A 24,519-nucleotide genomic window follows, 5' to 3' on the forward strand; every position below is an offset into this window, starting at 1 on the left:
CACGGCATGAAACCACGCTTCTTTCTGGCAACGCCGGTCCTGCTGGGGCTTCTGGGCAGTTGCGGCACGGGCACTTCCACTTCTGAAAACCGGGAAACCACCTCAGACCGTCGGCCGAACCTTGTGCTGATCATGGCCGACGACCTGGGCTATTCGGACCTGGGCTGTTACGGCGGCGAAGTGCAGACCCCCAACCTGGATCAACTGGCTGCCAACGGCCTGCGGTTCACGCAGTTTTACAACACGTCGCGCTGCTGTCCCACGCGGGCCTCGCTGCTGACGGGGCTGTACAACCACCAGGCGGGGATTGGCGACATGACGACGGAGACGAACCAGCCAGGCTACCGGGGGCACCTGGTCGAATCGTCCGTGACGCTGGCAGAAGTGCTGCAAGAGGCGGGCTACCACACCGGCATGGTCGGCAAGTGGCACGTCGCCAACACCATCGTGCAGGACGATCCTGAAGCGCAACTCGCGTGGCTGAATCATCAGGAATTCCACCCCGAATTTTCGCCGCTGGAGCAGTATCCGGTGAACCGCGGCTTCGAGAAATACTACGGCAACCTCTGGGGCGTGGTCGATTTCTTCGATCCGTTTAGTTTGGTGAACGGTACGGAGGCCGTACGCGACGTGCCCGACGACTATTACCACACCGACGCGATCAACGACAGCGCGTCCGCTTACATCCGGCAGTTCAGTCAGGACGACCGGCCTTTCTTTTTGTACGTGGCCCACACCGCGCCGCACTGGCCGTTGCAGGCCTTGCCGGAAGACATTGCCCGGTACGAGGATACCTACACGGCGGGCTGGGACGCCATCCGGGAGGCGCGCTACCGGCGCCTGGTGGAGCTGGGGCTGATCGACTCGACACGCTACCCGTTGTCGCCCCGCTGGAAGGAGGAACTGACGTGGGACGCAAATCCCGACCGGGAGTGGGACGCCCGCGCCATGGCGGTGCACGCGGCCATGGTCGACCGGATGGACCAGGGCCTGGGACGAATGATCGCCACCCTGAAAGAGACCGGCGAATGGGACAACACCCTGATCTTGTTTCTGAGCGACAACGGGGCCAGCCCGGAAGACTGCATGCGTTACGGTCCCGGTTTCGACCGGCCGGGGCAAACCCGCGACGGGGAGCCGATTGCCTATCCGGTCGACAAACGCCTGGATGCCCTGCCAGGGCCGCAAACCACGTTTGCCTCCATCGGCGAGCGCTGGGCCAACGTCGCCAATACCCCTTTCCGGTACTGGAAAATGGAATCGTACGAGGGAGGCGTCCACACGCCGATGATCGCCCACTGGCCCGACGGCATCACCGCGCGGAAAGGCAGCATCACGTCGCAGGTGGGACACGTGATGGATTTCATGGCGACGTTTGTCGAGCTGGCACAAACGCAGTACCCCACCACGTACCGGAATCGCAACATCACGCCGATGGCAGGGGTAAGCCTCGTGCCCATCCTGAAGGGCGAAACGCGCGAAGGGCATCCGGTCCTGTTCAACGAACACATGGGGGGACGCTACGTCCGCCGGGGCGCATGGAAGCAGGTGGCGCTGGACGCCACAAGCGACTGGGAACTGTATCGAATAAGCGAAGACGGCGCCGAAACCCGCAATCTGGCCGCGCAACATCCTGACGTCGTGCAGGCATTGGACAGCCTCTGGCAGGAGTGGGCACAAACGCACGACGTACTACCCAAACCCGGCGCACGTCCCTAGAGAGTAGTTGTCGCTGGAACCGATTGCATAAGTCAATTGCCACTGTGCTCGAAAAAAGATGCCGTGCATGAGTGTCGTAACCAGTTTGTTGCCAACAAGTTGTGGATTCTGGACTCTGGCCAAGCCGCTACACTACATTTCCCTGCTTTACGGGCGGCGATGCTCACAAGAGAGTCGCCGGTTGCATTTGTGATTGCCTCCACAGTTTACCGAGGCAACTTTCTATAAATCAGCTTTATCAAAATGCTCTACCAGTGACGTAGGGCATTACTTTTCCGAGAAGATGCTGTGCCGCCTTCTTCTAAATCACGACGGTCTGGTTTGCGATTCTATCAAGTTTGAAAAGGGACGAGCTTGAAAAGTTAATGCAATCGGTTGCGTTGATTGTGTAAATGCTTTACCTTACCCCGCAGAAAGCAACGTACCGCTGGCAACGCCAGTTAAAAATCCACCCAACCACCCGACACCGGGGGCGGGATTTGCCTCAGGCCGAAGCCCGGGCAGCCCGAAGGCCTCCTGCACGTCGACGGGGTTAACTTTTTACACCGTTCCTAAAACTTCCTCGCATGGCACCACCATTACTCGCAGTACCACCCTTGCCCGCGCTGGGGCAACCGCACTTTTGTACGCATAGCACCCATCATCCCACGCTGCCACTTCTGAGGAGGTCGGCGGTTGGTGGAATGCAGCGGTAAATGAGGTGTCACGACTTCTCTTCACGAGCTTTTCACCTCTTTTCCGACGGCCCGGTGGGCGCGCCCGCCGCTGTCTCCTCGGAAGCCCTTTTTGACTGAAGCCGGAGTCGCCGCGTCCTCACGAACCTTACTTGCTGTACTGTTTCGGTGACCTGTTTCAGGAGCACCGAACCGACCCTCTGTATCCACCGGGGCAACAGCGGCTTTCCCGTCGATGGGGAACCGACGTTCGCCCTGTTCACCCTACATTTCACTTCCAACATAAAAACCATGACCACCCTTAAAATGAGCCTCCCGTGGCTTCTGGCGGGCGCCTTCGTAACCGTGCCGGCCTTCGCACAGGAGGTACCCCTCGTCTACGACGTAGAAAACACCAGCGCCGACTGCCCGCCGCCGCCCTTGCCTGCGTTCAGCGAACTTCCCAGCATCGAACCTCTGACCGACCCGTTCGCGTGGTCGGATGGGAGCGGCCGTTCTACGAACTTCGAAGACTGGCGCTGCCGCCGTGCCGAGATCAAAGCCGAGATCGAACAGTACGAAATCGGGCCCAAGCCGGACCGTCCGGATACCCTCACGGCCACTTATGCCGACGATACCCTCCGCGTCAACATCACGGTGAATGGCAACACGCTCACGCTGACCTCAGCCATCGTTCTGCCCGAAGGCGACGGTCCTTTCCCGGCCGTTATCGGCATTGGCGCGGGGTCCGGGAGTCTCCCGTCCGACATCTTCGCCAGTCGCGACATCGTTCAGATTCCTTTCAATTTCGGGCAAGTGATGGCTTGGCAACAGACCCGGGGCAACGAGCCGATCAATGCCCTATATCCCGACCTGACCTATATGGGTGCATACAGTGCGTGGTCGTGGGGCGTCAGTCGGCTGATCGACGGCCTGGAACTGGTCGCCGCCGACCTGCCGCTGGACTTGCAGCACCTGGCCATTACCGGGTGCTCGTTTGCAGGGAAAATGGCCTTGTTTGCCGGAGCGTTCGACGAGCGCATTGCCCTGACCATCGCCCAGGAATCGGGTGGGGGCGGCGCGGCAGCCTGGCGCGTCTCCGAAACTCTGGGTGCGGTAGAAACCCTGGGCAACACCAGCCACGTCTGGTTCATGGAAAGCATGTTCCAGTTTGCCGATTCGGTCCCGAAGCTGCCGCACGATCACCACGAACTGATGGCGATGGTAGCGCCCCGCGCCCTGCTGGTGCTGGGCAATCCTGACTTTGTCTGGCTGGCCGACGAGTCGGGGTACGTCTCGAGTCGGGCGGCCCACGAAGTCTGGAAAACCTTCGGCGTCGGCGACCGGTTTGGTTTTTCCATTGTCGGCGGGCACGGCCACTGTCAGTTGCCGGAAGTGCAGCGGCCTGAGGTAGAGGCATTTGTCGATAAGTTTTTGATGGGCGACATGACGGCCAATACCGACGTAACCGTCCATCCGTACGACTACGTCGACTACGAGCGCTGGTACCAGTGGTGGGGTACGGGCGAACCTACGTTGCCCCCGCCGCCGGTGGTCGCGACCGCAACCTACGAAGTGGAATGCGGCACCGTAGGGGGGAACTGGCTGACCCTTTTCGATACGCTGGCGTCCAACGGAGCGTACGTAACCGTCGATTCTGCCAAGGCAGACAGCACCAGCACAACGGTGGCACCGGCGGGAAGTGAGAACGCCATCGCCATCACATTTTCGGCAGACAGCACGGGCACCTACGCGCTGGCCCTGCGGGTAAATTGCCCTACCGGCAACGACGATTCGTTCTGGATCAAGATGGACGACGGCGAGTTTGTGTCCTATAACGGGTTGAACACCAATGGCTGGGAGTGGAAAAACATCACCAGCTACGAACTGACCGAAGGTGAACATACCCTGACCATTGCCTACCGGGAAGACGGCGCTCTGCTCGATAAAATTAGCTTTTCGGCGCGGCCCTACCTGCCGATGGAAATGGGAGACGAAGCCGCAAACCTGTGTGAAGTGGACATCCCCACGGGCGTATTGGATCTGCTGGAATCGGAAGGTTATGCGCTGGCCCAGAGCTATCCCAATCCGTTCCGCGGCAAGACCACCATCGCGTTTCAACTGGAAACCAGCACTTACGTCTCGCTGAAAGTATACACCCTCTACGGGCAGGAAATCGAAGAACTGGCCGGAAGGGAGTTCCCCGCCGGAACGCACACGGTCGAGTTTGTGCCGCGAGATTTGGCTGCGGGCGTTTACCTGTACGCCATCAAAACGGACACATTTGCGGCCTGCCGGAAAATGGTGTTTCAGTCGGAATAAGCCGACATCGCTTATAACAATGCCCGGATGCGGGATCGGGATCGTTTGCCACAAGCGATCCCTTTTTTTATTTACTGTTTTTTCCGACGGTACTCTTGCGGCGAGAGGCCCATGGTCTTGGCAAAGAGGCGGGAAAAGTAATACGGGTCCTGGATGCCCAGCTTCCCGGCCACCTCGTGGATGCGGAGCGTGGTGAATTGCAGGTACTGGCAAGCCCGCTGCATTTTGAGGTGGTTGAAGTACATGATGGGCGAGTAGCCCGTTTTTTTGCGGAACACGCTGGAGTAGTGCGACGGCGAGAGGTGCACCATGGCGGCCAGTTCCTGCAACGTGAGGGCCTGTTCCAGCCGCTGTTGCATCCACTCGATGGAGCGGTCGACGGCGTCTTTCTCGACGGGGCGCGTGGTAGTAAGTTTTTCTTCCAGGCTGAGGGTGATCAGAAAGTAGGAAAAACTCACCGACGCATAAATCAGGTTGTCGAGGCTGTAGCCCGCTTCCAGGGTCGTGTATATGGAGTCGAACAGGTGGGCGCGTTCCTCCAGAAAATGCACGTCGTGAACCAGACCCTTCTGCTGGCGTTGCAGCAGCGCGGTGAAGTGGCCGGCTTGCGTTCCCTTGAAGTGCGCCCAGTAGATGGACCACGGCTGGTGCTCGTCGGCACCGTACGCGTGCGCCATCTCGGCCGGAATGATCAGGTACTGGTTCGGATGCACGGCGTAGGAACCGGCCGGCGTCTTGAGCCAGCCTTTGCCTTCTACGCAGTAGATCAGGATGTTTTGCGAGATGCCGACGGGGCGTTCGCGGAAGTGGTACTGCGCCCGGGGATAGTAGCCGAGGTCGGTCAGGTGCAGTGTGTGCGCGGGCGGCGTCGACGCGCAGGCGTCTACAATTTTGGTGGGCAACACAATGGCCTTTTGTCCGGCAAAACCTTCCCGTTTCTGAATCATCAAGGGTGATAATACAACATCGGGCAACCCTGTGCAACTTTATCCGTTCCGCCGCTCCGTCTGCGGGACAGAAGCTGCTTCGACATCGACGAGCATTGCCCGGTGCATCCAGGCGCCCTGGTGGGCAGCGTCGAGCGCCATCACGCGTTCCAGGTGTCGGCGGGCGGCGTCGCTGTCCTGCAAGCCCAGGTAGCCGAGTCCCATCAGATAGTGGCAGTGGGCCTGGTTGCGTTGGGTCAGGTCGTCGTCGAAAATCATCAGGTCGGGCAACGATACGGCAAAGAAGTCGATCTTCACCACGTCGTGCAGGTGCGCGTTGCCGTAGTCGATCAGCCGCTGGAACCGCTGCCGGGCGGTCTCTTCCTGCCCCAGCTTGCGCAGGGCTAACCCCTGGTAGAAGATCTGGTCGGGTTGCTGGTCGTTATAGAAAATTGCCTGTGTTGGTTCCGACAGCCCGACGGCCGCCTGCTGCCAACAGGTGCGCGCCTGCGCCCCGTCACCGAGTCCTTCGAGTGCGTTGCCCAGTTCATAGTACAAGTCGTTTTCCTGCGCGCCGAACAATTTGCCTTCGCCCAGGTGGGGCGGATACGTCAGTGCCGCTTGCAATAGGGCCTGTGCCTCGGCGTAGCGGTGCGCGTCCAGCGCCCGGCGCGCCCGGCCCAATTGGTTGTACACGTACTGTCGCGACACTTTGCCTTCGCCGCCTTCCCACGGGTGGAAGCGTCGGCTCGCCAGCAGGTCGGCGCCTTCGTCCCACTTGCCCAGCAGGTTGGCCAGGGTCACGTGTTCTACGTAGAGGTCGTCCCGTTCCTGCACCAGCGCCGGGTGCGCTTGCATGGCCGCGTAGCGCCGCTCGACCGACCAGCCGAGGCGCTTGCGCAGCTGATCCAGTTCGAAGAACACCCGGGCATCGTCCGGTTGCAGGGCGAACGCCCGCTCGTAACTCGCCAGGGCGCGCTCGGGTTGCTGGCGCTTGTTGAAGTACGCCAGTCCCAGGTTGCGGTGCGTGGTGGCAAAGCGGTCGTAGTGCGCCACGGACGCCTCCCAGCAGGCAATGGCCTCGTCGTACTGCCGCTTGTCGTACCACAGGTTCCCCAGGTAGTAGGGGGCTTTGTAGTCGTGCGGAAGCAACGTCATCACGGTTTGCAACACGCCGATGTCCTCCAGCCGGTTGGGGAACACCCGGTCGGGCGAGCAGGCAAAGCCCCGTTCGGCCCAGTGGCGTGCCGCCTCCGGCTGTTCCCGTTGCTGCGCTCCGAACGCAAGGAAATAGAACACCATCGGCTGATCGGTATGTGGGGCCAGCGTGGCCAGCAGGTCCATGCCTTCCGCGTACAGGCCCGCCTGGTAGTAATCGAGGGCGACGGCGAGGTAGGTCGATGGATTTCCGCGCATCAGGTGCGTTAGCTGCGTCTGCGCCTCTTCGGCGGCTGCGCCCGTCTGCAGCAGCGTCTGTTCGTAGCGCGATCCGAATTCAAAGCCGTCTTCCTGCAACGTTTCTTGGAGGTACGCCAGGGCCGCGTCGGTTCGCCCCAGTTTGCGCAGCACCACCGCTTTCAGGTGGCGGGCTTCGTAACCGTGCGCGTTGCGGTGCAGCGACTGTTCCACCAGCGTCAGGGCCTCGTGCCAGCGCTCCCGGCGACTGGCGATGCGGGCTAGCTGGAGGTAGGCAGTATCCTGCCAGGCGGCGTTCCAGCAGGCTTTGTAGAAGGCGTCGAAGGCTTCGTCCCAACGTTCCTGGTACGAGAGGGTCAGCCCCAGCAGGTAAAGCGCCTCACCGTCGTACGGGTTGGGGTTGTGTTTCTGTTGGCGGCGCAGGGCCGTGCGGAGATAGCCCTCGGCCTTCGTGAACTGCCCGCGTCGCAGGTACCACGCGCCCAGCGCCTGGTTGTTGCGTGTATCGCCCGGATCGCGCCGCAGCGCTTCTTCGTAGTAGGCCACCGGCGAGTAGGTGGCGTGGCGGTACTGTTCCAGGTGCAGGCCCGCGAGGTAAAGTTCTTCGTTCGTCGGCACCTGTTCCGGGGCCGGAATGGCCTTCGCCGGATCGGGCAGCGGCTCGCCTTCGGGACGTGGCACCGGCGTGTAGCGGACCAGCTCCCGTTCGTCGACCAGGACGCGGAGGGTAAGCAGCGTCGCGTCGGTTCCGGCAGGTAGCGCGACGGTGTGTGTGTACGCGGCCTCCGGCGTGAGGGCCACAGCGGCGTCCAGGTACGTCTCGTCGGGGCCTTCCAGCACGACCCGCAGGGCAGGTTGCGGCGCCATTACGTAGACGCCCACCGTCGCTTTTCCGTCGGCCACTTCCAGGTTGACGGCGGCCTCGGTGGTGGCGTTTTTCACGTAACCGATGCCCTGGTACGGCATGAAGTACTGCGTAAAGACGCGCTCTTCGTTCGGCATGATCCATCCAAAATCCGGTTGGTTGTCGGTATACATCCCCGTCATCAGTTCGAAATACGGCCCGTCTTCGTCGGTGAGGTGGCGATCCCACGCCTGCCCGAAATCGCCGTGTCCCCAGGTCCATTGTTTCTTGCCCGGCGAAACGTGGTGGTCGGCCACGTAGAGCAGTCCCACCTGTTTCTGGTGGTGGTAACCGCCCATGAAATCGAACTTGGAATCGACCGCCATGTAGGAGGTCGGTACCGGAATGTTTTTGTAGCGGGAGATGTCGGTTCCCGGCGCATAGTCGACCTTATAGTAGGTGCCCGTCGCGATGGGGAAGGAGGAGACGTCGCGTTTGCCGTGGTCGTACACGGCCGTGACGTCGGGCGGAAACACCGACTGGTAGTGCTCGTCGACGTGGACGGCGGGGTTGGCCCACCACAAAAAGGTCTGCGGCAGTGCGGTGCGGTTGTAGAGTTTGCCCGTAATTTCCAGGTACGCCCGGTCCGGATGGAGCGTGAACCCGGCCATGCCTTTTGTGTGGAACATGATCTCGACCTCGCTCACCCAGACCGTCGCACTGCCGTCGGCGTGCGCTTCCAGGCGGTAGTCTACCGGGCTGAACGTACTGGGGCGGTGGTGCTGTGGCCAGTTGAACTCGATGCCCCCCGAAATCCACGGCCCGGCCAGCCCGACCAGCGCGGGCTTGATCACCTGGTTGTAGTACACAAAGTGGTAGTCGTGCAGCTTGTCGTAGGCCATCTGCACCCGCCCGCCGAGTTCGGGCAGGATCATGATCTTCAGGTAACGGTTTTCCAGAAACAGCGCCGTATAGGTCCGGTCTTCTTTTGCGTCGGCCACCTTGTCGATCACCGGATGCGGATACACCACGCCGCTACTGCCCTGGTAAACGCGCTTTTCCAGGAACATGGGATTGCGGTCGGGCGCGCCCACCGGATAGGTCGGAATCACGACGGGTTCTTCCCAGATGTGTACGGCAGACAAGGAATCGTTTTTCATAGAAGATCGGATGAGGTCAGGCATAGAAAAAAAGAAAGAGAAAGTAAAAAAAGCTCGCGGGGTGAGGGCGTCAATGGCCAGCATACACCCCTTCCAGTTCCTCCAGGGTCTTGCCTTTGGTTTCGCGGACGTTCCGACGAACGAAGAAAAAGCCCAGCAGGCAGATGGCCGCGTACAGGTAAAACGGCCCGTAAGTGCCCAGCCATTCGGCCAGGATGGGGAAGGTGAACACGAGCACGAAGTAGGAACCCCACAGCGACACGATGGCCACAGAAGTGGCTATCCCGCGCAGGTGGTTCGGAAAGATTTCGGAGATCAGCACCCAGGTTACGGGCGCGAGCGTAGTGGCGTAGAGCGCAATGGCCGCCAGCACCGACAGAGAGACCAGCCCCGAGGCTGCCTGCAGTTGCAACAGCGATGCCAGCACCACGTAGAGCACCGCCAGCCCCCCGGCCCCCGCCAGCATGAGCGGTCGCCGCCCGACGCGGTCCACCAGGCCCATCGCCAGCAGCGTAAAGCAGAGGTTCACGATGCCGATCGCGACCGTTTCGAACAACTGCCGGTCGAGGCTGGCCCCGACGGCTTCGAAAATGGTGGAGGTGTAGTTGAACACCACGTTGATGCCGCTGAGCTGCTGGAACACGGCCAGCCCGATGCCGACCGCCACCGCCGGACGAACGCTCTTTTCCCACACCGCCGCAAACGATACGTTCGGCGCACTGTGGGCCGTTCGGTGGATGTCGCGCAAGGTATCTTCCACAAACTGGGTGTCGCCGAGTTTCCGCAGGAGGGTGCGGGCCTGCGTTTCGCGACCCACCATCAGTAGCCAGCGCGGGCTTTCGGGCAGCCAGAGTACCCCGAGCAGAAACAGCGACGCCGGGGCGGCTCCCAGGCCGAACATCCACCGCCAGGCGTCGGGTCCGCTGTCGGCAAGCAGGTAATTGACGAGGTTGGTGACCAGAATGCCGATCACAATGGTGAGCTGGTTGATCGCCACGTTACGACCCCGCACAGACGCGGGCGACACTTCGGCGATATAGAGCGGGCTGAGCATCGAGGCCATCCCGACGCCAATGCCCGCCACAAAGCGCGCACTTACGAACAGGCCTAGACTGGTCGAAAAGGCCATGCCCAGCGAGGAAACGGCGAAGATGGCGGCGGCGGTCAGCAATCCCGGACGGCGTCCGTAACGGTCGGCCAGCCCCCCGGCGACCACGCACCCGAGCATGCACCCCAGCGCCAGTGATCCGGTCAGAAATCCTTCCCACCAGGCGTTCAGGCCGAACTCCGGCCGCAGAAACGGTAGCGCCCCGGCAATGACGGCGAAGTCGAAGCCGAACAGGTAGCCGCCCAGTGCCGAGATGAAAGAAATGCCCAGAATGTAGCGGTGGTGTGAAGCGTGAGAGTCGGTCATATAAACAAAGAAGTCGTGTGGTGGAGGGCTGAACGGTTAAGGTTATTGCCAATGGAAAAAGGCGGCATACTCTGGAACAAAGTCTATCTTTTTGATTTCCAGGACACTCGTCGCCTCTGAGAAGTCGGGCAACGCTGCCTCCGACAAATCGGTCAAATAAGCATACTCTTTGCGGATCGGATGAAAAAACAAGGTCATGTCCTGTTGCTGCAAGGGGGCTTTAAACCTCCGCAGTCCCATTTCCCAGGGCGGTCCGTAGTAGAAATGATCGGCGACGAGTTGTCCGTTGACAAAAGCCATTGCGCGGTCGCCAGTGTAGTGGATCTGCAGGAACACGTCATGGAGCCCTTGCCACCCGGAAGGAGCAGAAAGCGTGTATTTGTTCGGCGTTACTTGTTCGACGTGGACGTCCGGCGTAATCTCCCGAAAGCGCAACTGGAAGGCCGAGAGTAGTTTAGACGGAGACCGCATGTTTTCAAGGGTCGCACCCGTGACCTGCACAGGAGTTTTTACCGTGGGATACACCAGCACCTGCGCGAGGGGAGTGCCCAGGCTGAGTAGCTGCCAACCGGTGTCCTGTTCCAACAAAGTGCTTTCCGAAAAAAGGAGATGCTCGTCGTGGCTCTTCCAGGCCTGTAACGCCAGCGCGCGGGGGAGGACCAGGAAGTTTTTTCCTTCCAGTTGAAACCGAAAGATTTCATCGGCCGGTCCCCTAACCGTAACGGAGCCGTTTTGGGTTGTGGCCCGGCAATTTTCGGTCTTTACGGAGGGCGAACCGGCGAATACCAGTTCCGGAGGCAGACCCTCGTGCGAGAAAAAAACATAGTGCGCTTGTCCCTCGGGCCGGAGGATTGTGAGCGGTTGTACCGTAGCCGTACGGAGCAGCGTCCCTTCCAGGTTCAACAAGAAAGGCAAGATCGCACTCGTGCCGCTTGGTAGGGTGAACGTGCCCCGCTCCGGAAGTTGGATAGCCGCATCGGGTAGTTGCAGGCGGAGTTGCAGGCCGGACAGGTCGTGCGTGGCCACATGGTCCTGAAAATTATTCAGAAAAATAAAACCGGCGTGTTGATCGGTGCGCACCGCGTAACGGAGCGTTTCTGTATCGGTCGGGGTAAGAGAGGCATGGTTCGCGGGCAGGTACGTCGTCATGGGCGCGAGCCGGTCGCCGTAACTTTCCAGGAACAGGTGGAGCAGGCGGAGGCTGTGGTAGTGCGGGCGCAGTTGGCCGTATTCCCCGATGGGGGCCTGAAAATCATAACTGATCTTCGGGAGTCCGCCTATTTCTTCGCTGAAATACTTCCCATCCCGGCTGGGTGTCGAACCCCCGTGGTACATGTAGTAACCGATGCCGTTGGACCCGCTGCCCAACGTGCGGACGATGAGGGGCTCCAGCGATTCGGGCAGCACGGTCGGGCGGCGACGGGTCGTGATCTGGATGCCACTGCCTAACTCGGCCGGGATGGACGGGTACAAGGTCGTTTCGTAGCTGACCGGCGAATAGTCGGGTTGCCGACGGATGTCTTTGAACAAGTAAAAAGGGGAGGGGGCGGGAGGAGCCCAGGTAGGGTAGACATAACCCGCCGTCACGGGAAGAGAACCCCGCGGGACAATGGCGGCATTGCCCCAGCCCGTTGCCGTGTAGAGCGGCACATCAAGGCCTTTCGCGTAGGCAATCTTTTTCAGGTTCACCATGTGATCTTGCCCGTACGCCTCGTTTTCGTTGGCGATGTGGCTGACACTGACGCCCGCGTGCGTCACCTGTTCGTCGCGGGCGGCCACGGTGTATTCGGGAGCGGTGCCGGGATAGGACAACTCCCATTGCGCCGCTGAATGCTGAAACTCGTTTTCCAACTGGACGCCGATCACGTGCCCACCGTCCTTGTACAACAAGCCTTGCAGTTGGTGGGCGATCTGTCCGTATAATCGCTCCACATAGGCTACATAACCCGGGTCGTTCGAACGCACCTCAAAGGGACGACCGTAGAGCCAATCGGGTAAGCCACCGTTGCGCATTTCCCCGTGGGCAAAGGGTCCTAGCCGAACGATCGTATACAGGTGATGCTTCGCACAGAGTTGGAGGAAACGCCGCAGATCGAGGTTGCCTTGCCAATCGAACTCCCCTTCGGTGTACTCATGGAGATTCCAGAAGACATACGTGGCAATGACGTTGATGCCACCCGCTTTCATTTTCAGAATTGACTCCTCCCAAAAATCTGCCGGATAGCGGGCGTAATGAAATTCACCGACGATCGGCACGAACGGCACCTGATTCAGTTCCACATACTGGCTGTTCACCAACAGGCTATCCCCCTGCGGAGTATGCCCTCCCAACATCAGATGTCCGCGCTTGAGTGCTTCCGGGGGGGGCGATAAATCAATGTCATGTACCTGCTGCGCCCGGAGAGATGTAAACGCCAGCCCTACCAGACTTGTCCAGAGAAAACGTTGGAAGTGGTGGCCGATCATGGTTGCATGCATGGGTGAAAAGTAGTTGCGTGTGGAGGTGAAATACTTCGTGGTGAAAGGACCTTTCGCACGCTTAGCTTAAATCGGAATGATTGTGATGAAAAGCTGACTGGATCTGAAATACAAAAATTTAAATCCTGACGCAAAAAGGGAATGGCGAATCTTATGGCTATGATGGATTATATTATGGTAGGCGTAGAGGGGTGAACGGCTGCCGGGGGGCGGGGGGCGCGTATCAGCACTGTGCGGGAAGGCGTTGGGGGCTGTTTGAGTCCCTACTTCATCCGGAGAATCAAGCCGTAACGTGCTTTTAACCTGATTCCTATTCATCTATAGAAAGGGGAGCCTCTTCTGTTGTCGGAGCGAAACGCTGGCAGGGCCGACAAAGGTATGGGGCGGTAGGAGTGGCCTGGGCTGGACGTATTTACGCCCGGCGTACGTTCGAGCGAGGGTACGCTCATTTGAGGTATAGTGCTGATAATCAGCAGATAAGGCTTGGTGTGATTGAGATTGGACTATGCAAACAAGAGGTGTGTGGTTGATGCGGCGTAAGATAGTCCATCCTAAAACGACTTTTGTCCATTCCATTTGCGTGGGAATTCCGTGTAATTGCAATCCTCAGTGAAGTTCGAACGAACACCCTACCCTATGAAAAACCACCACAACTACCTTTTCCTTCTGCTCTTCTGGTGCTGCGGGTTGGCTGCGACGACAGGTTACAGCCAAAGCCGCATCTCGGGGACTGTCAAAACGATTGAGGGCGATCCGTTGCCCGGCGTTAACGTCCTGATCAAAGGCACCTCCCAGGGCACCACGACTGACCTGAATGGCACCTACACGCTGAGTGCCCCCTCCAACACAACGCTCATTTTCAGTTTCATCGGCTACCTCAATCAGGAAGTAAGCGTTGGCAACCGCAGCACCGTCGACGTTACGCTGGAAGAAGACATCCAGAACCTGGAACAGGTCGTCGTTGTGGGCTACGGCACGGTAAAAAAGAGTGATCTGACCGGCTCGGTCGCTTCCGTCAAGGCGGCGTCGTTCAAGGACATTCCCGTCACGACCGTCGACCAGGCCTTGCAGGGCCGGGCGGCAGGGGTACAGATTACCCAGGCTTCGGCTGCGCCGGGCGGTGGGTTGTCCGTACGGGTGCGGGGGGCCAACTCCCTCATCAGCGGCAGCGAACCGCTGTACGTCATCGATGGGCTGCCCATCTACCCCGACAACGGCAGTTTCGGCACGGGCGGCAACCGCCAGCCCACCAACGCCCTGGCCTCCATCAACCCGAACGACATCGAGTCGATCGAAGTGTTAAAGGATGCGTCGGCTACCTCGATCTACGGGTCGCGCGGTGCCAACGGCGTGGTGCTGATCACCACCAAACGCGGCAAGGAAGGCAGCACGAACGTGACGTTCGAGAACTCGTATTCGATTCAGACCCTCGCGCGCAACATCGACGTGCTCAGTGCCTCCGACTACGCGCGCTACCTGAATACGCTGGACGTGAGCCAGGGCGGCAGCCCCCGGTATACCGACGCGCAGGTGGCCTCTTTCGGGCAGGGTACCAACTGGATGGATGAAATTCTCCGCCAAGGCAGCATCTGGAACAACCAGCTGACGGTGACGGGCGGCAACACCAACGCGCGCTACGCCGTGATGGGCAACTACCAGAACAACCAGGGGCTGATCGAGAACACCTACTTCAAGCGCTACAGCCTGCGCATGAACCTCGACAACGACCTCCTGAACGGACGCGCCACGCTGAGCAACAGTTGGTCGCTGGCCCGCACGACGGGGAACAACGTGCCGACCGACCGGGGTGGGCCGGGGGGGATCATCATCACCGCCCTGGGGCTGGACCCCACCGTGCCCGTCTATGACGAAAACGGCAACTACAACTACCCGTTGTACGACGGTCGGTTCACGATCAACCCGGTGGCCGAAGCCAAAGAGGGCGTCGACCGCGACGCCACCAACCGCTTTTTCGGTACCTCGGCACTGACCATCAACCTGACGAAAGACCTGAAGTTTCGGACCAGCGTCGGCGCGGACCTGCTCAACGCGACCCGCAACACGTTCTACAACAGCAAAACCCGGCTCGGGCGGCAGTACGGGCGGGAGTTGCAGCGCTTCGACCGGAACCTGGTCAACATCCTGAACGAAAACATCCTGACCTACGGCAAGTCGTTCGGAGAGAGCAACCTGGAAGTGACCGTGGGCTACACCTACCAGAAAGAAAACAACGTTTCGGCGTTCCAGAGCGTCCGCGGGCTGGACTCCGACGATTTCATGTCGCTGAACTTCCAGAACGGCACCAGCCCGCAGATCGGCAGTTCGTCGCGCATCGGCTGGGTGCTGAAGTCGTTCCTGGGCCGCGTCAACTACAACTTCCGCGACCGTTACCTGCTGACCCTGACGGCGCGGCGCGACGGCTCCTCCAAGTTCGGACTGGAAAAATGGGCGACGTTCCCCTCGGCGGCGTTGGGCTGGCGGGTCGTGAACGAGCGCTTCTTCGAGTCCTCGGGGCTCGACAACGTGTTCGACGAACTCAAAGTGCGGCTGAGCTACGGTGTGACGGGGAATTCGCAAATTCCGGCGTACCAGTCGTCGTCGGACCTGAGCCCGCGTTACTACATCTTCAACAACCAGCTGGTGTCGGGCTACGCCGCGACGCGTCTGCCGAACCCCGGCCTGAAGTGGGAACAGACGGGCATGTTTAATGCGGGGTTGGACATGGGCTTTCTGCGCAACCGCCTGAGCGTTTCGGTCGACTACTTCCGGAACCGCACCACCGACCTGCTGCTGTACGTCTCCATTCCGCAGAGCACCGGTTTCGGTACCATCCTGAAAAACACCGGCTCGCTCACCAACAAAGGGCTGGAAGTAGCGGTGGATGGCAAAGTGGTAGCGACCGACAAGTTTAGCTGGGACCTGAGTGCCAACGTATCCATCCTGCGGAACCGCATCGAAGACCTGGGCAGCAGCACGCCTTTCTTCGCCAGCAGCCCCAGCGGTCACCTCGGCATCGACGGAAGCTGGGTAGAAGCCGGGTATCCCATCGGCATCTGGCGCGGCTACCATTACATCGGCGTGGACGAGGGCGGCAACCCTCAGTACGAAGACCTGAACGACGATGGGGCCTACACCGCCGACGATTACAAGATCATCGGGAACCCGAACCCCAACTTCATCTGGGGGCTGAACTCCACGGTACGGTACGGCGGGTTCGACCTGGTGGTGTTCCTCCGGGGAGTGCAGGGCAACGACGTACGGAACCTGCAACAGTCGGAAATCGGCGATGGGGCGCAGAAAATCAACCAGATCGCCAACATCCTGACCGACTCCTGGACGCCCAACAACCCGAATGCCTCCCGACCGGCCGCCGATGCCAAGCGCGACTTTGCTTCGTTCCGCCGCTCGTCGTTCTTCATCGAAGACGGGTCGTTTATCCGCCTGCAGAACATCGCGCTGGGCTACAACCTGCCGGCTTCCAAAGTGTTCCGCACCGTTCGGCTCTACGTCAGCGCCCAGAACCTGTTCGTCATCACCAAGTACACCGGCTTCGATCCGGAAGTCAACAACCAGGGACAGAACAACCTGAACCGCGGCGACGACTACGATGCGTACCCGCGCGCCCGTACGTTCACCGCCGGCTTTAACCTGGGATTCTAACCTCCACCCTCCATGATTATGAAAACCACCTATACTTCTCTTCTCCGCATCTCCCGCTGGCCACTGGTGCTCGCCCTGGGCCTGTCGCTGGGCTGTTCGGACCTGGAAGAGACGCCTGACTTCATCAACCCCAACACGTTCTACAGTTCGGCCACGGAACTGGAGCTAGGCGTAAATGCGATCTACGACGACCTGACCATGGGCAGCGGCGACTGGTTCAACCTGTTTTACAACCGTTACGTGTTTGAGTGCCTCGTCGGCTACCAGGTCGGCTGGGAAAAGCAGCCCCTGCAGTACAACCTCGGGAACGTCACGGCACAGGACGACGTGATCGAAGCCTACTGGGGCCAGTGCTACCGCTCCATCTACCGGGCCAACGCCATCCTGGAAACCGCCGACAAAATCGACGACCCTACCAACGCGGACCGCATTGCGCGCCTGAAGGGTGAGGCCTACTTTCTGCGGGCGTTTTACTACTACGGCCTGTTGAGCTATTTCGACAACGTGCCGCTGACCACCACGGCGTCCAGCGACCTGAGCAGCCTGCCGACGAACAGCGGCGGCACGCGGGCCATCCTCGACCAGATCTACCAGGATTGCCAGGCGGCCGCGGCCGTGTTGCCGACCGAATACACCGGGGCGAACCTGGGCCGCGCTACCCAGTGGGCTGCCAAAACGCTGTTGATGAAAGCGCAACTGTGGGACGGCAAATGGGCCGAAGCGAAGGCCACTGCCGACGACATCGTGACCAACAGCGGCCTGACGCTCTACGAAGATTTCAGCTACAACTTCGACGTGGCGCACGAGAACATGGGCGAGCGCATTTTCGAAGGGCAGGTCTCGGCGGCCGCCAACGCCAACGAGTACAACAACCACTCGGCGCACTTCAACCCCGAAGACCTGCCGACCGACCTGGGTGGGGCGGGCTGGAGCTGGCTGAGCGCCACGCAGGATTTCCGGGCGAGCTATGACGAGAACGACAAGCGCCTCGCCGGGACGTTCCTGGACGAATACCCCACCGGCCGCACCGCCAAAGATGCAGACGGCAATTACCCCATCGTCCACTGGAGCGCCGACGCGCCCTACAACCTCTCGCGGTTCGGGGGCATCGTCGATCCCAATGCCAACCCGAACAATCCGGACGAGCTGGTGTTCGGCAAAGCGTGGTCGGCCAAGCTGACCGAAATTCAGCCGGGTGGGGCGTGGACCTCGACCGAGCGCAACACCATCTACCTGCGTTATGCCGACGTGTTGTTGGGCCACTCGGAAGCCTGCAACGAAAGTGGCACGGGCGATCCTTACCTGGGCATCAACCAGGTGCGCCGCCGGGCCGGACTGCCCGAGTTGAGCGGCTTGTCGCAGGAGAGCCTGCGCGATGCCATCGTGCACGAACGGATGCAGGAGTTTGCCTTCGAGCAGGTGATGTACCCGGAACTGCGCCGCAAGAGCACGTTCGGCGGCTCGCCCGATTACCTGGGAGATTACATCCGGCATTTCGCGACGCTTTACGGCGTGAACCGCCAGCCCAAAGCGAAAGACTACGTGCTGCCCATTCCGCTGAAGGAAATCCTGGGCAACGCGAACGTAAGCCAGAACCCGCAGTGGCAGTAAAAACTTCATGCGTTTGAGAATAGGATCATAGAAAAAGGCCATCTTTCACGGTGGCCTTTTTCCTGACATCTCCCATGACGACCGACGTTCACCTATACCGCCGCAGCTTGTCCAGTTGCCTCCTCTTCTTGCTAGGGAGTGCCTTCAGCTGCCAGTCGCCCCGAACTCCGGAGGCCGCACCGCCCGCACCGGCGACGCGCTTCACGGCGGTGCCCGCGGCGGAGTCGGGCGTCGATTTTGTCAATGCCCTGCAAGAAGACGACACGTTCAACCTCGTGGATTTCTACTACGTCTACAACGGCGGCGGCGTCGCGGTCGGCGACCTCAACAACGACGGACTGCCCGACCTGTTTTTTACGGGCAACCGCGTGCCCAACCGGCTGTACCTCAACCAGGGCGATTTCCGCTTCAAAGACATTACAGCATCGGCGGGCATCCAACCCGGCGGGTGGAGCACCGGCGCCACGATGGTGGACCTGAACGGCGATGGTTTACTCGACCTGTACGTCTGCCGTTCCGGGAACTACCCGGCCGCGCAACGCACCAACCAACTCTACCTCAATCAAGGCGACCTGACCTTTCGGGAAGTGGCCGCGTCGTGGGGTCTGGCCGATACAACGCACACCAACCAAGCGGCTTTTTTCGACTACGACCGGGACGGCGATCTCGACGCCTACCTGATGACGAGCACCAACGCCATCCGCAATCCCAACAAATTGACACCGCTGAAAGAAGACGGCACGGGCCTGTCGGTCGACAAGCTGTTGCGCAACGACGGCGGCACGTTCGTCGATGTCTCGCACGCGGCGGGCATCCGGCACGACGGCTTCGGGCTGGGGCTGGCGGTGTGTGACCTGAACGGCGACGGCTGGGAAGACGTGTGGGTCTCGAACGATTTTCTGGCCAACGACCACCTTTACGTCAATAACCAGGACGGCACTTTTACCGAATCGGCGAAGGCCTACTTCCGGCACCACGCCCACTTTGCGATGGGCAACGATGTGGGCGACGTGAACAACGACGGCCTGCCCGACGCGCTGGTGGTCGACATGCTGCCGTCCGATCCCGTCGATCAGAAAAAAATGGCCGGTCCGGTCAACCCCCACCAGTTCGAGACGATGGTCCGGGCGGGCTACCATCCGCAGTACATGCGCAACATGTTCTACCTGAACCTCGGCCACAACGGGCCGCGACCGGTGTTTGCGGAGATCGGGCAGCAGCTCGGCCTGCACCAGACCGACTGGAGCTGGGCGCCGCTCTGGGTCGACGTGGACCTCGATGGGTGGCAGGATTTGCTGATCACGAACGGCTACCTGCGCGACATCACCGACATGGACTTCATCGTGCACAACAGCCAGGTGGCGTCCTCCGGCGACGTGGAAACCACCAACCGGGTGATGCGCGAAGGCGCAACGCAACAAGCTTCGATTCCCCGGCAAAACCGCCTGTTTCGCAACCAGCGGGGCGAGCGTTTCGAGGACCAGTCGGCGGCGTTGGGCATGGCCCCTTCCTTTTCGAACGGCGCGGCCTACGCCGACCTCGATGGCGACGGCGACCCGGACCTGATTATCAACAACCTCAACGCGCCGGCCACGCTGCTCCGCAACACCACCACGAGCGCAGCCTTCCTGAAAGTTCAGTTGGCAGGGCCGCCACAGAATACAAAAGGACTCGGTAGCGAGGTCACGATCTACACGGACGGGATGCCGCAGACGCGCCACGTGGCGGTTACGCGCGGCTACCAGTCGTCCGTCGACTACACGCTCCTCTTCGGACTGGGCGACCACGCCGGGGTCGATTCCCTGGTGGTGCGGTGGCCTGACGGGCGCTGGGAAGTACAGAAGCATGTACCGGTCAATCAGACCCTTACGGTGCGCTACGAAGACAGCCGGACGGAGCCGTACGCTTCTTCGTCGCCACCCGTACCGCAGTGGCAGGAAGTCGCCGCGGCGCGCGGGCTCACCTACGTGCATCAGGAAGAATTTTACATGGACTACGACGTGGAGCCGCTGTTGCCCCACAAGCTTTCGGAACAGGGACCGTGCCTGGCGGTCGGCGACGTAAACGGCGACGGGCGGGAGGATCTGTTTGTTGGAGGATCGTACCGGCATGCGGGCACGCTGTTTCTGCAGGAGGCCGCCGGAACGTTTCGGTCGCGCGCCCTCGACCCTGCGCCGGACAAGCAGGAAGAAGACGTGGATGCTGCGCTGTTCGATGCGGACGGTGACGGCGACCTGGATTTGTACATCGTCGGTGGGTCGAACGAGTTTCCGGACGGATCGCCGTACTTTCAGGACCGGCTTTACATGAACGACGGGCGGGGGAATTTTCGGCTGGACCGGAACCGCTTGCCCGAAATCCGCCATAGCGGTGGGTGCGTGGCCGTTGCCGACGTGGACCACGACGGCGATCTGGACCTGTTTCGGGGAGGGCGGCTCGTGCCGCTGGCCTTTCCGCAGCCCGGCGTCAGCGCACTCTTGGTGAACCAGGGCGGCACCTTTACGGAACAGACCGACTCCCTGGCCCCCGGCTTGTCGCGCGTCGGCATGGTGACTGACGCCTGTTGGGCCGACGTGGACGGCGACGGGTGGGACGACCTCGTGGTGGTGGGTGAGTACATGCCGCTGACGATCTACCGCAACGACCGGGGCCGTTTGCAACCGATGGACGCGGCCACGCGGCGCGAGACGAACGGCCTGTGGAATTGTGTCGCCGCGGCCGACGTGGACGGCGATGGCGACCTCGACCTGCTGGCCGGAAATCTGGGCCTGAACACCCGCTACCAGTGCAGTCCGCAACAGCCCATGTCGGTCTACGGCGGCGACTTTGACGGGAACGGCCGGTGGGATGCCATTCCGGCCTACTACGAAGACGGGCAGGAGTATCCCACCCCGCCACTGTTCGACCTGGTGCGGCAAATCCCTGTGTTCAAAAAGCGGTACCAGCGCTTTGACAGCTACGCGCAGACCACCCTGCCGGAACTCCTGGCGCCCGTCCGCAATCAGGTGCGTTCCGTGGCCCGTGCCTACGAGCAGCGGAGCGGCTGGTTCGAAAATCAGGGCGACCGCCGGTTTGTTTTCCACCCTTTTCCCGCCGCCGCGCAGCGCGCCCCGGTTAATGACCTGCTGCTGACCACTTCGGAAAGGGACAGTTCGGCCGAACTATGGCTGATCGGTAACGACCACTCCGTCGAGCCGGTGGAGGGGCAGCACGACGGCGGCGTCGGCCTGCTGTTGCGGGGCGACGGCACGGGGCAGTGGGAACCGGTGCCGCCCCGGCAGAGTGGTTTCTGGGTGGAAGGAGTGGGGCGACGCGTGGCACCGGTCGCTACGCCGCAAGGCCCGCTCCTGATCGTCGTCCAGAACCAGGGACCGTTGCGGGCCTTCGCCCGGACGGAGCCGCCCGACCCGTCGTATGCACTCGAACCTTAATCTCCTATCCCTATTCTCGTTTTTGTATGAACGTACGTTTCCCCCTCGTTGCTCTCTTCTTTTGTCTTCTGCTACAGGTCCGGGCGCAATCTGCCGACCCGCGGCGCATCGACCTGGCCGGCACGTGGGCCTTCCGGATCGATTCGCTGGACGAAGGCGTCGCGCAGCAATGGTTCCGCCACACCCTGGACGACCGGATTACGCTGCCCGGCTCGATGACAACCAACGGCAAGGGCAATCCCATTTCGGTCGCGACGCCGTGGATGGCCTCGCTGATGGATTCTGCATGGTTTTTTGCGCCGGAATACGCGCCCTACCGCCAGCCGGGACAGGTCAAGATACCGTTCTGGCTACAGCCCGACACTTACTACCAGGGGGCGGCGTGGTACCAGCGCGCCGTCGACATTCCCCCCGACTGGCAAGGCACGTTTGTGGAGTTGATGTTCGAGCGGAGCCACTGGGAAACCACCCTCTGGGTCGATTCGATTCAGGTCGGAATGCGCAACAGCCTGGGCACGCCGCACCGGTTCGACCTGAGCGGCTACCTGACGCCCGGCCCGCATCGGCTCACCGTCCGCATCGACAACCGCGTGAAAGACTTTGACGTCGGGCCCAACTCCCATAGCATCTCCGATCACACACAAGGCAACTGGAACGGCCTGGTCGGCGAACTGGCGCTGGTCTCGCGTCCGTCGCTGCACCTGGATGCCCTGCACGTCTTTCCGGATGTGGCGCACAACCAGATTGTGGTGCGCACACGCGTGCTGAATCCCGCCCGGCAGAAGGGGTCGGTCACCCTCGAACTGTCTGCCACGGCAGAAGCCGGCGCGTCGGTGCCGCCGTTGCAGCAGGACGTGACGCTGGCCGGAGATACCACCGACGTGGAGCTGGTCTACCCAATGGGCGATGCGCCGCTATTGTGGGACGAGTTTCAGCCGAACCTGTATACCCTGCGGGCGCAACTTCGCCACCGCAACAAATCCCTGGAAGAACGCAGCACGCCCTTTGGGATGCGGGAATTTGCGCGCGAGGGCACCCAGTTCACAATCAACGGAAAGCCGACGTTTCTGCGCGGCACACTGGAGTGCGCCATCTTCCCCGAAACGGGTTATCCGCCGACCGACGAGGCCGCGTGGCGGCGCATCTTCGAGATCTGCCGCTCGTACGGCCTCAATCACTTGCGTTTCCACTCCTGGACGCCCCCGGAAGCAGCCTTTGCGGCAGCCGACCGCCTCGGGTTTTACCTCCAGGTCGAGTGTTCCTCGTGGGCGAACCAGGGCGCGACGATCGGCGACGGCGGGGGGCTAGACCGGTACATCTGGGAAGAAAGTGCGCGGGTGGTGAACGAGTACGGCAATCATCCGTCGTTCTGCCTGATGGCCTATGGCAACGAGCCCTCCGGTCCGCAGCACGTGGCGTACCTGACCGATTTTGTCCAGCGATGGCAGGCGAAAGACCACCGGCGGCTCTACACCACGGGCGCGGGGTGGCCAGTGGTCGCCGAGAGTGATTTCAACAGTACCTCCGACCCGCGGATTCAACACTGGGGCGAGGGCCTCAAGAGCATCATTAACAGCCAGCCGCCCCGTAGCGACTACGATTGGGCGGACGTGATCAAGGACTGGAAACAACCCACGGTGAGTCACGAGATCGGGCAGTGGTGCGTCTACCCCGACTTCAAGGAAATCGCGCGGTACGACGGCCCGCTGAAGGCCAAAAACTTCGAGATTTTTCAGGCCACGCTGGCCGACCACGGCATGGCTGCCCTGGCGGATAGTTTTCTGCTCGCCTCCGGCAAACTCCAGACACTTTGCTACAAGGCCGACATCGAGGCAGCGCTGCGCACGCCCGGCTTCGGGGGCTTTCAGTTGCTGGACCTGCACGATTTTCCGGGACAGGGCACGGCGCTGGTCGGGGTGCTGAATCCGTTCTGGGAGGAAAAGGGGTACGTGACGGCGGCAGAATACAGTGCGTTCTGCAACGCCACAGTGCCGCTGGTCCGGCTGCCGAAGATGATCTACCAAAACTCAGAAACGCTGGAGGTGCCCGTCCAAATTGCCCACTTCGGTGCCGCTCCGCTCACGAACGTGACGCCCACCTGGGAACTCCGCGATGCGTCCGGCCAGGTCCGGTTCCAGGGCAGCCTTCCGACCACCACCGTTCCGCTGGGCAATGCGTTTTCGCTGGGCACGATCCAACAGTCGCTGGCGACGGTCGACCAGCCGGGTGCGTGGACCCTCGCGGTGACAGTCGGCGGCCACCGCAACACGTGGGATCTGTTCGTTTATCCGGCAGAACGGCCGGAAGTCGGCAAAAAAGTGCTGGTGACGCAACAACTCGATGCCGCCGCGCAGAAAAAACTCCGCAAGGGAGGCCGTGTCCTGCTGACCCTGGCACCCGGCGCGCTGCGGCCGGAAGCGGGAGGCGACATCCCGATCGGGTTTTCGTCGATCTTCTGGAACACGGCCTGGACCAACGGGCAGCCGCCCCATTCCCTCGGTCTTCTGTGCGATCCGGCCCATCCGGCCTTTGCTGCCTTTCCGACCGCGTACCACAGCAACTGGCAGTGGTGGGACGCCATGCGTCACGGGCAGGCCATCCGCCTGGATTCGTTACCGGGCGACGTCCGTCCGCTGCTGCGGGTCATCGACGACTGGGTGACGGCCCGTCCGCTGGGGCTGTTGTTCGAGTGCAACGTGGGGAAAGGCAAACTGCTGGTGTCGGGCATCGATCTGTTGACCGATCAGGCCCAGCGCCCTGAGGCGCAACAGTTGCTCTACAGCCTACGGCGTTACATGGAAGGGGAAGGGTTCCGGCCCGCGGCCACGCTGCAACCGGAGGCCATTCAGCACCTTCTGAAGGAGTAATCCTGTTCAGCACGAAGC

At 61.2% G+C, this 24,519-nt stretch carries 10 protein-coding genes; 6 read left to right on the plus strand and 4 right to left on the minus strand.

The genetic code is table 11. The annotated features are described in order from the left end of the window. Positions 1-6: 6 nt before the first annotated feature. Positions 7-1,719, plus strand: coding sequence for an arylsulfatase (locus tag BLR44_RS02830; protein ID WP_089678710.1), 1,713 nt, complete (start codon positions 7-9; stop codon positions 1,717-1,719). A gap of 965 nt (positions 1,720-2,684) precedes the next feature. Then, positions 2,685-4,694, plus strand: coding sequence for a glucuronyl esterase domain-containing protein (locus tag BLR44_RS02840; RefSeq protein WP_089678715.1), 2,010 nt, complete (start codon positions 2,685-2,687; stop codon positions 4,692-4,694). A 71-nt stretch (positions 4,695-4,765) separates the two neighbouring features. Here the strand turns inward: BLR44_RS02840 and BLR44_RS02845 are convergent, their stop codons facing one another. From BLR44_RS02845 to BLR44_RS02860, 4 genes are all read right to left on the minus strand, one after another. Beyond that, a complete protein-coding gene (locus BLR44_RS02845; RefSeq protein WP_089678717.1) occupies positions 4,766-5,641 on the minus strand; it encodes an AraC family transcriptional regulator in 876 nt (291 codons plus the stop codon). A gap of 39 nt (positions 5,642-5,680) precedes the next feature. Further along, on the minus strand, positions 5,681-9,040 hold the full coding sequence (locus tag BLR44_RS02850) for a tetratricopeptide repeat protein (protein WP_089679135.1): 3,360 nt from the start codon (positions 9,038-9,040) through the stop codon (positions 5,681-5,683). 70 nt (positions 9,041-9,110) lie between these two features. Continuing rightward, on the minus strand, positions 9,111-10,454 hold the full coding sequence (locus BLR44_RS02855; RefSeq protein WP_089678719.1) for a sugar porter family MFS transporter: 1,344 nt from the start codon (positions 10,452-10,454) through the stop codon (positions 9,111-9,113). A 42-nt stretch (positions 10,455-10,496) separates the two neighbouring features. Next, the gene (locus tag BLR44_RS02860) at positions 10,497-12,932 is read right to left on the minus strand and encodes a beta-galactosidase (RefSeq protein ID WP_218126998.1); all 2,436 of its coding nucleotides are present in this window, start codon (positions 12,930-12,932) and stop codon (positions 10,497-10,499) included. A 636-nt stretch (positions 12,933-13,568) separates the two neighbouring features. Between BLR44_RS02860 and BLR44_RS02865 the strand changes: the two genes are divergently transcribed. The 4 genes from BLR44_RS02865 to BLR44_RS02880 all read left to right on the plus strand — a co-directional run bounded on the left by BLR44_RS02865 (position 13,569) and on the right by BLR44_RS02880 (position 24,501). Continuing rightward, positions 13,569-16,592 carry a SusC/RagA family TonB-linked outer membrane protein gene (locus tag BLR44_RS02865; protein ID WP_089678723.1) on the plus strand — a complete coding sequence of 1,008 codons (3,024 nt, stop codon included), beginning with the start codon at positions 13,569-13,571 and terminating at the stop codon, positions 16,590-16,592. Positions 16,593-16,610: 18 nt separating this feature from the next. Next, positions 16,611-18,203 carry a RagB/SusD family nutrient uptake outer membrane protein gene (locus BLR44_RS02870; protein ID WP_089678725.1) on the plus strand — a complete coding sequence of 531 codons (1,593 nt, stop codon included), beginning with the start codon at positions 16,611-16,613 and terminating at the stop codon, positions 18,201-18,203. Positions 18,204-18,277: 74 nt separating this feature from the next. Next, entirely contained in the window at positions 18,278-21,634 is a 3,357-nt protein-coding gene (locus BLR44_RS02875) for a VCBS repeat-containing protein (protein WP_143017080.1), read from the plus strand. Positions 21,635-21,660: 26 nt separating this feature from the next. After that, positions 21,661-24,501 (plus strand): sugar-binding domain-containing protein, encoded by a 2,841-nt coding sequence (locus tag BLR44_RS02880; protein WP_089678728.1) that lies wholly within the window; start codon positions 21,661-21,663, stop codon positions 24,499-24,501. Positions 24,502-24,519 lie beyond the last annotated feature (18 nt).

The organism is Catalinimonas alkaloidigena, from assembly GCF_900100765.1.
Taxonomy (GTDB): domain Bacteria; phylum Bacteroidota; class Bacteroidia; order Cytophagales; family Flexibacteraceae; genus Mooreia; species Mooreia alkaloidigena.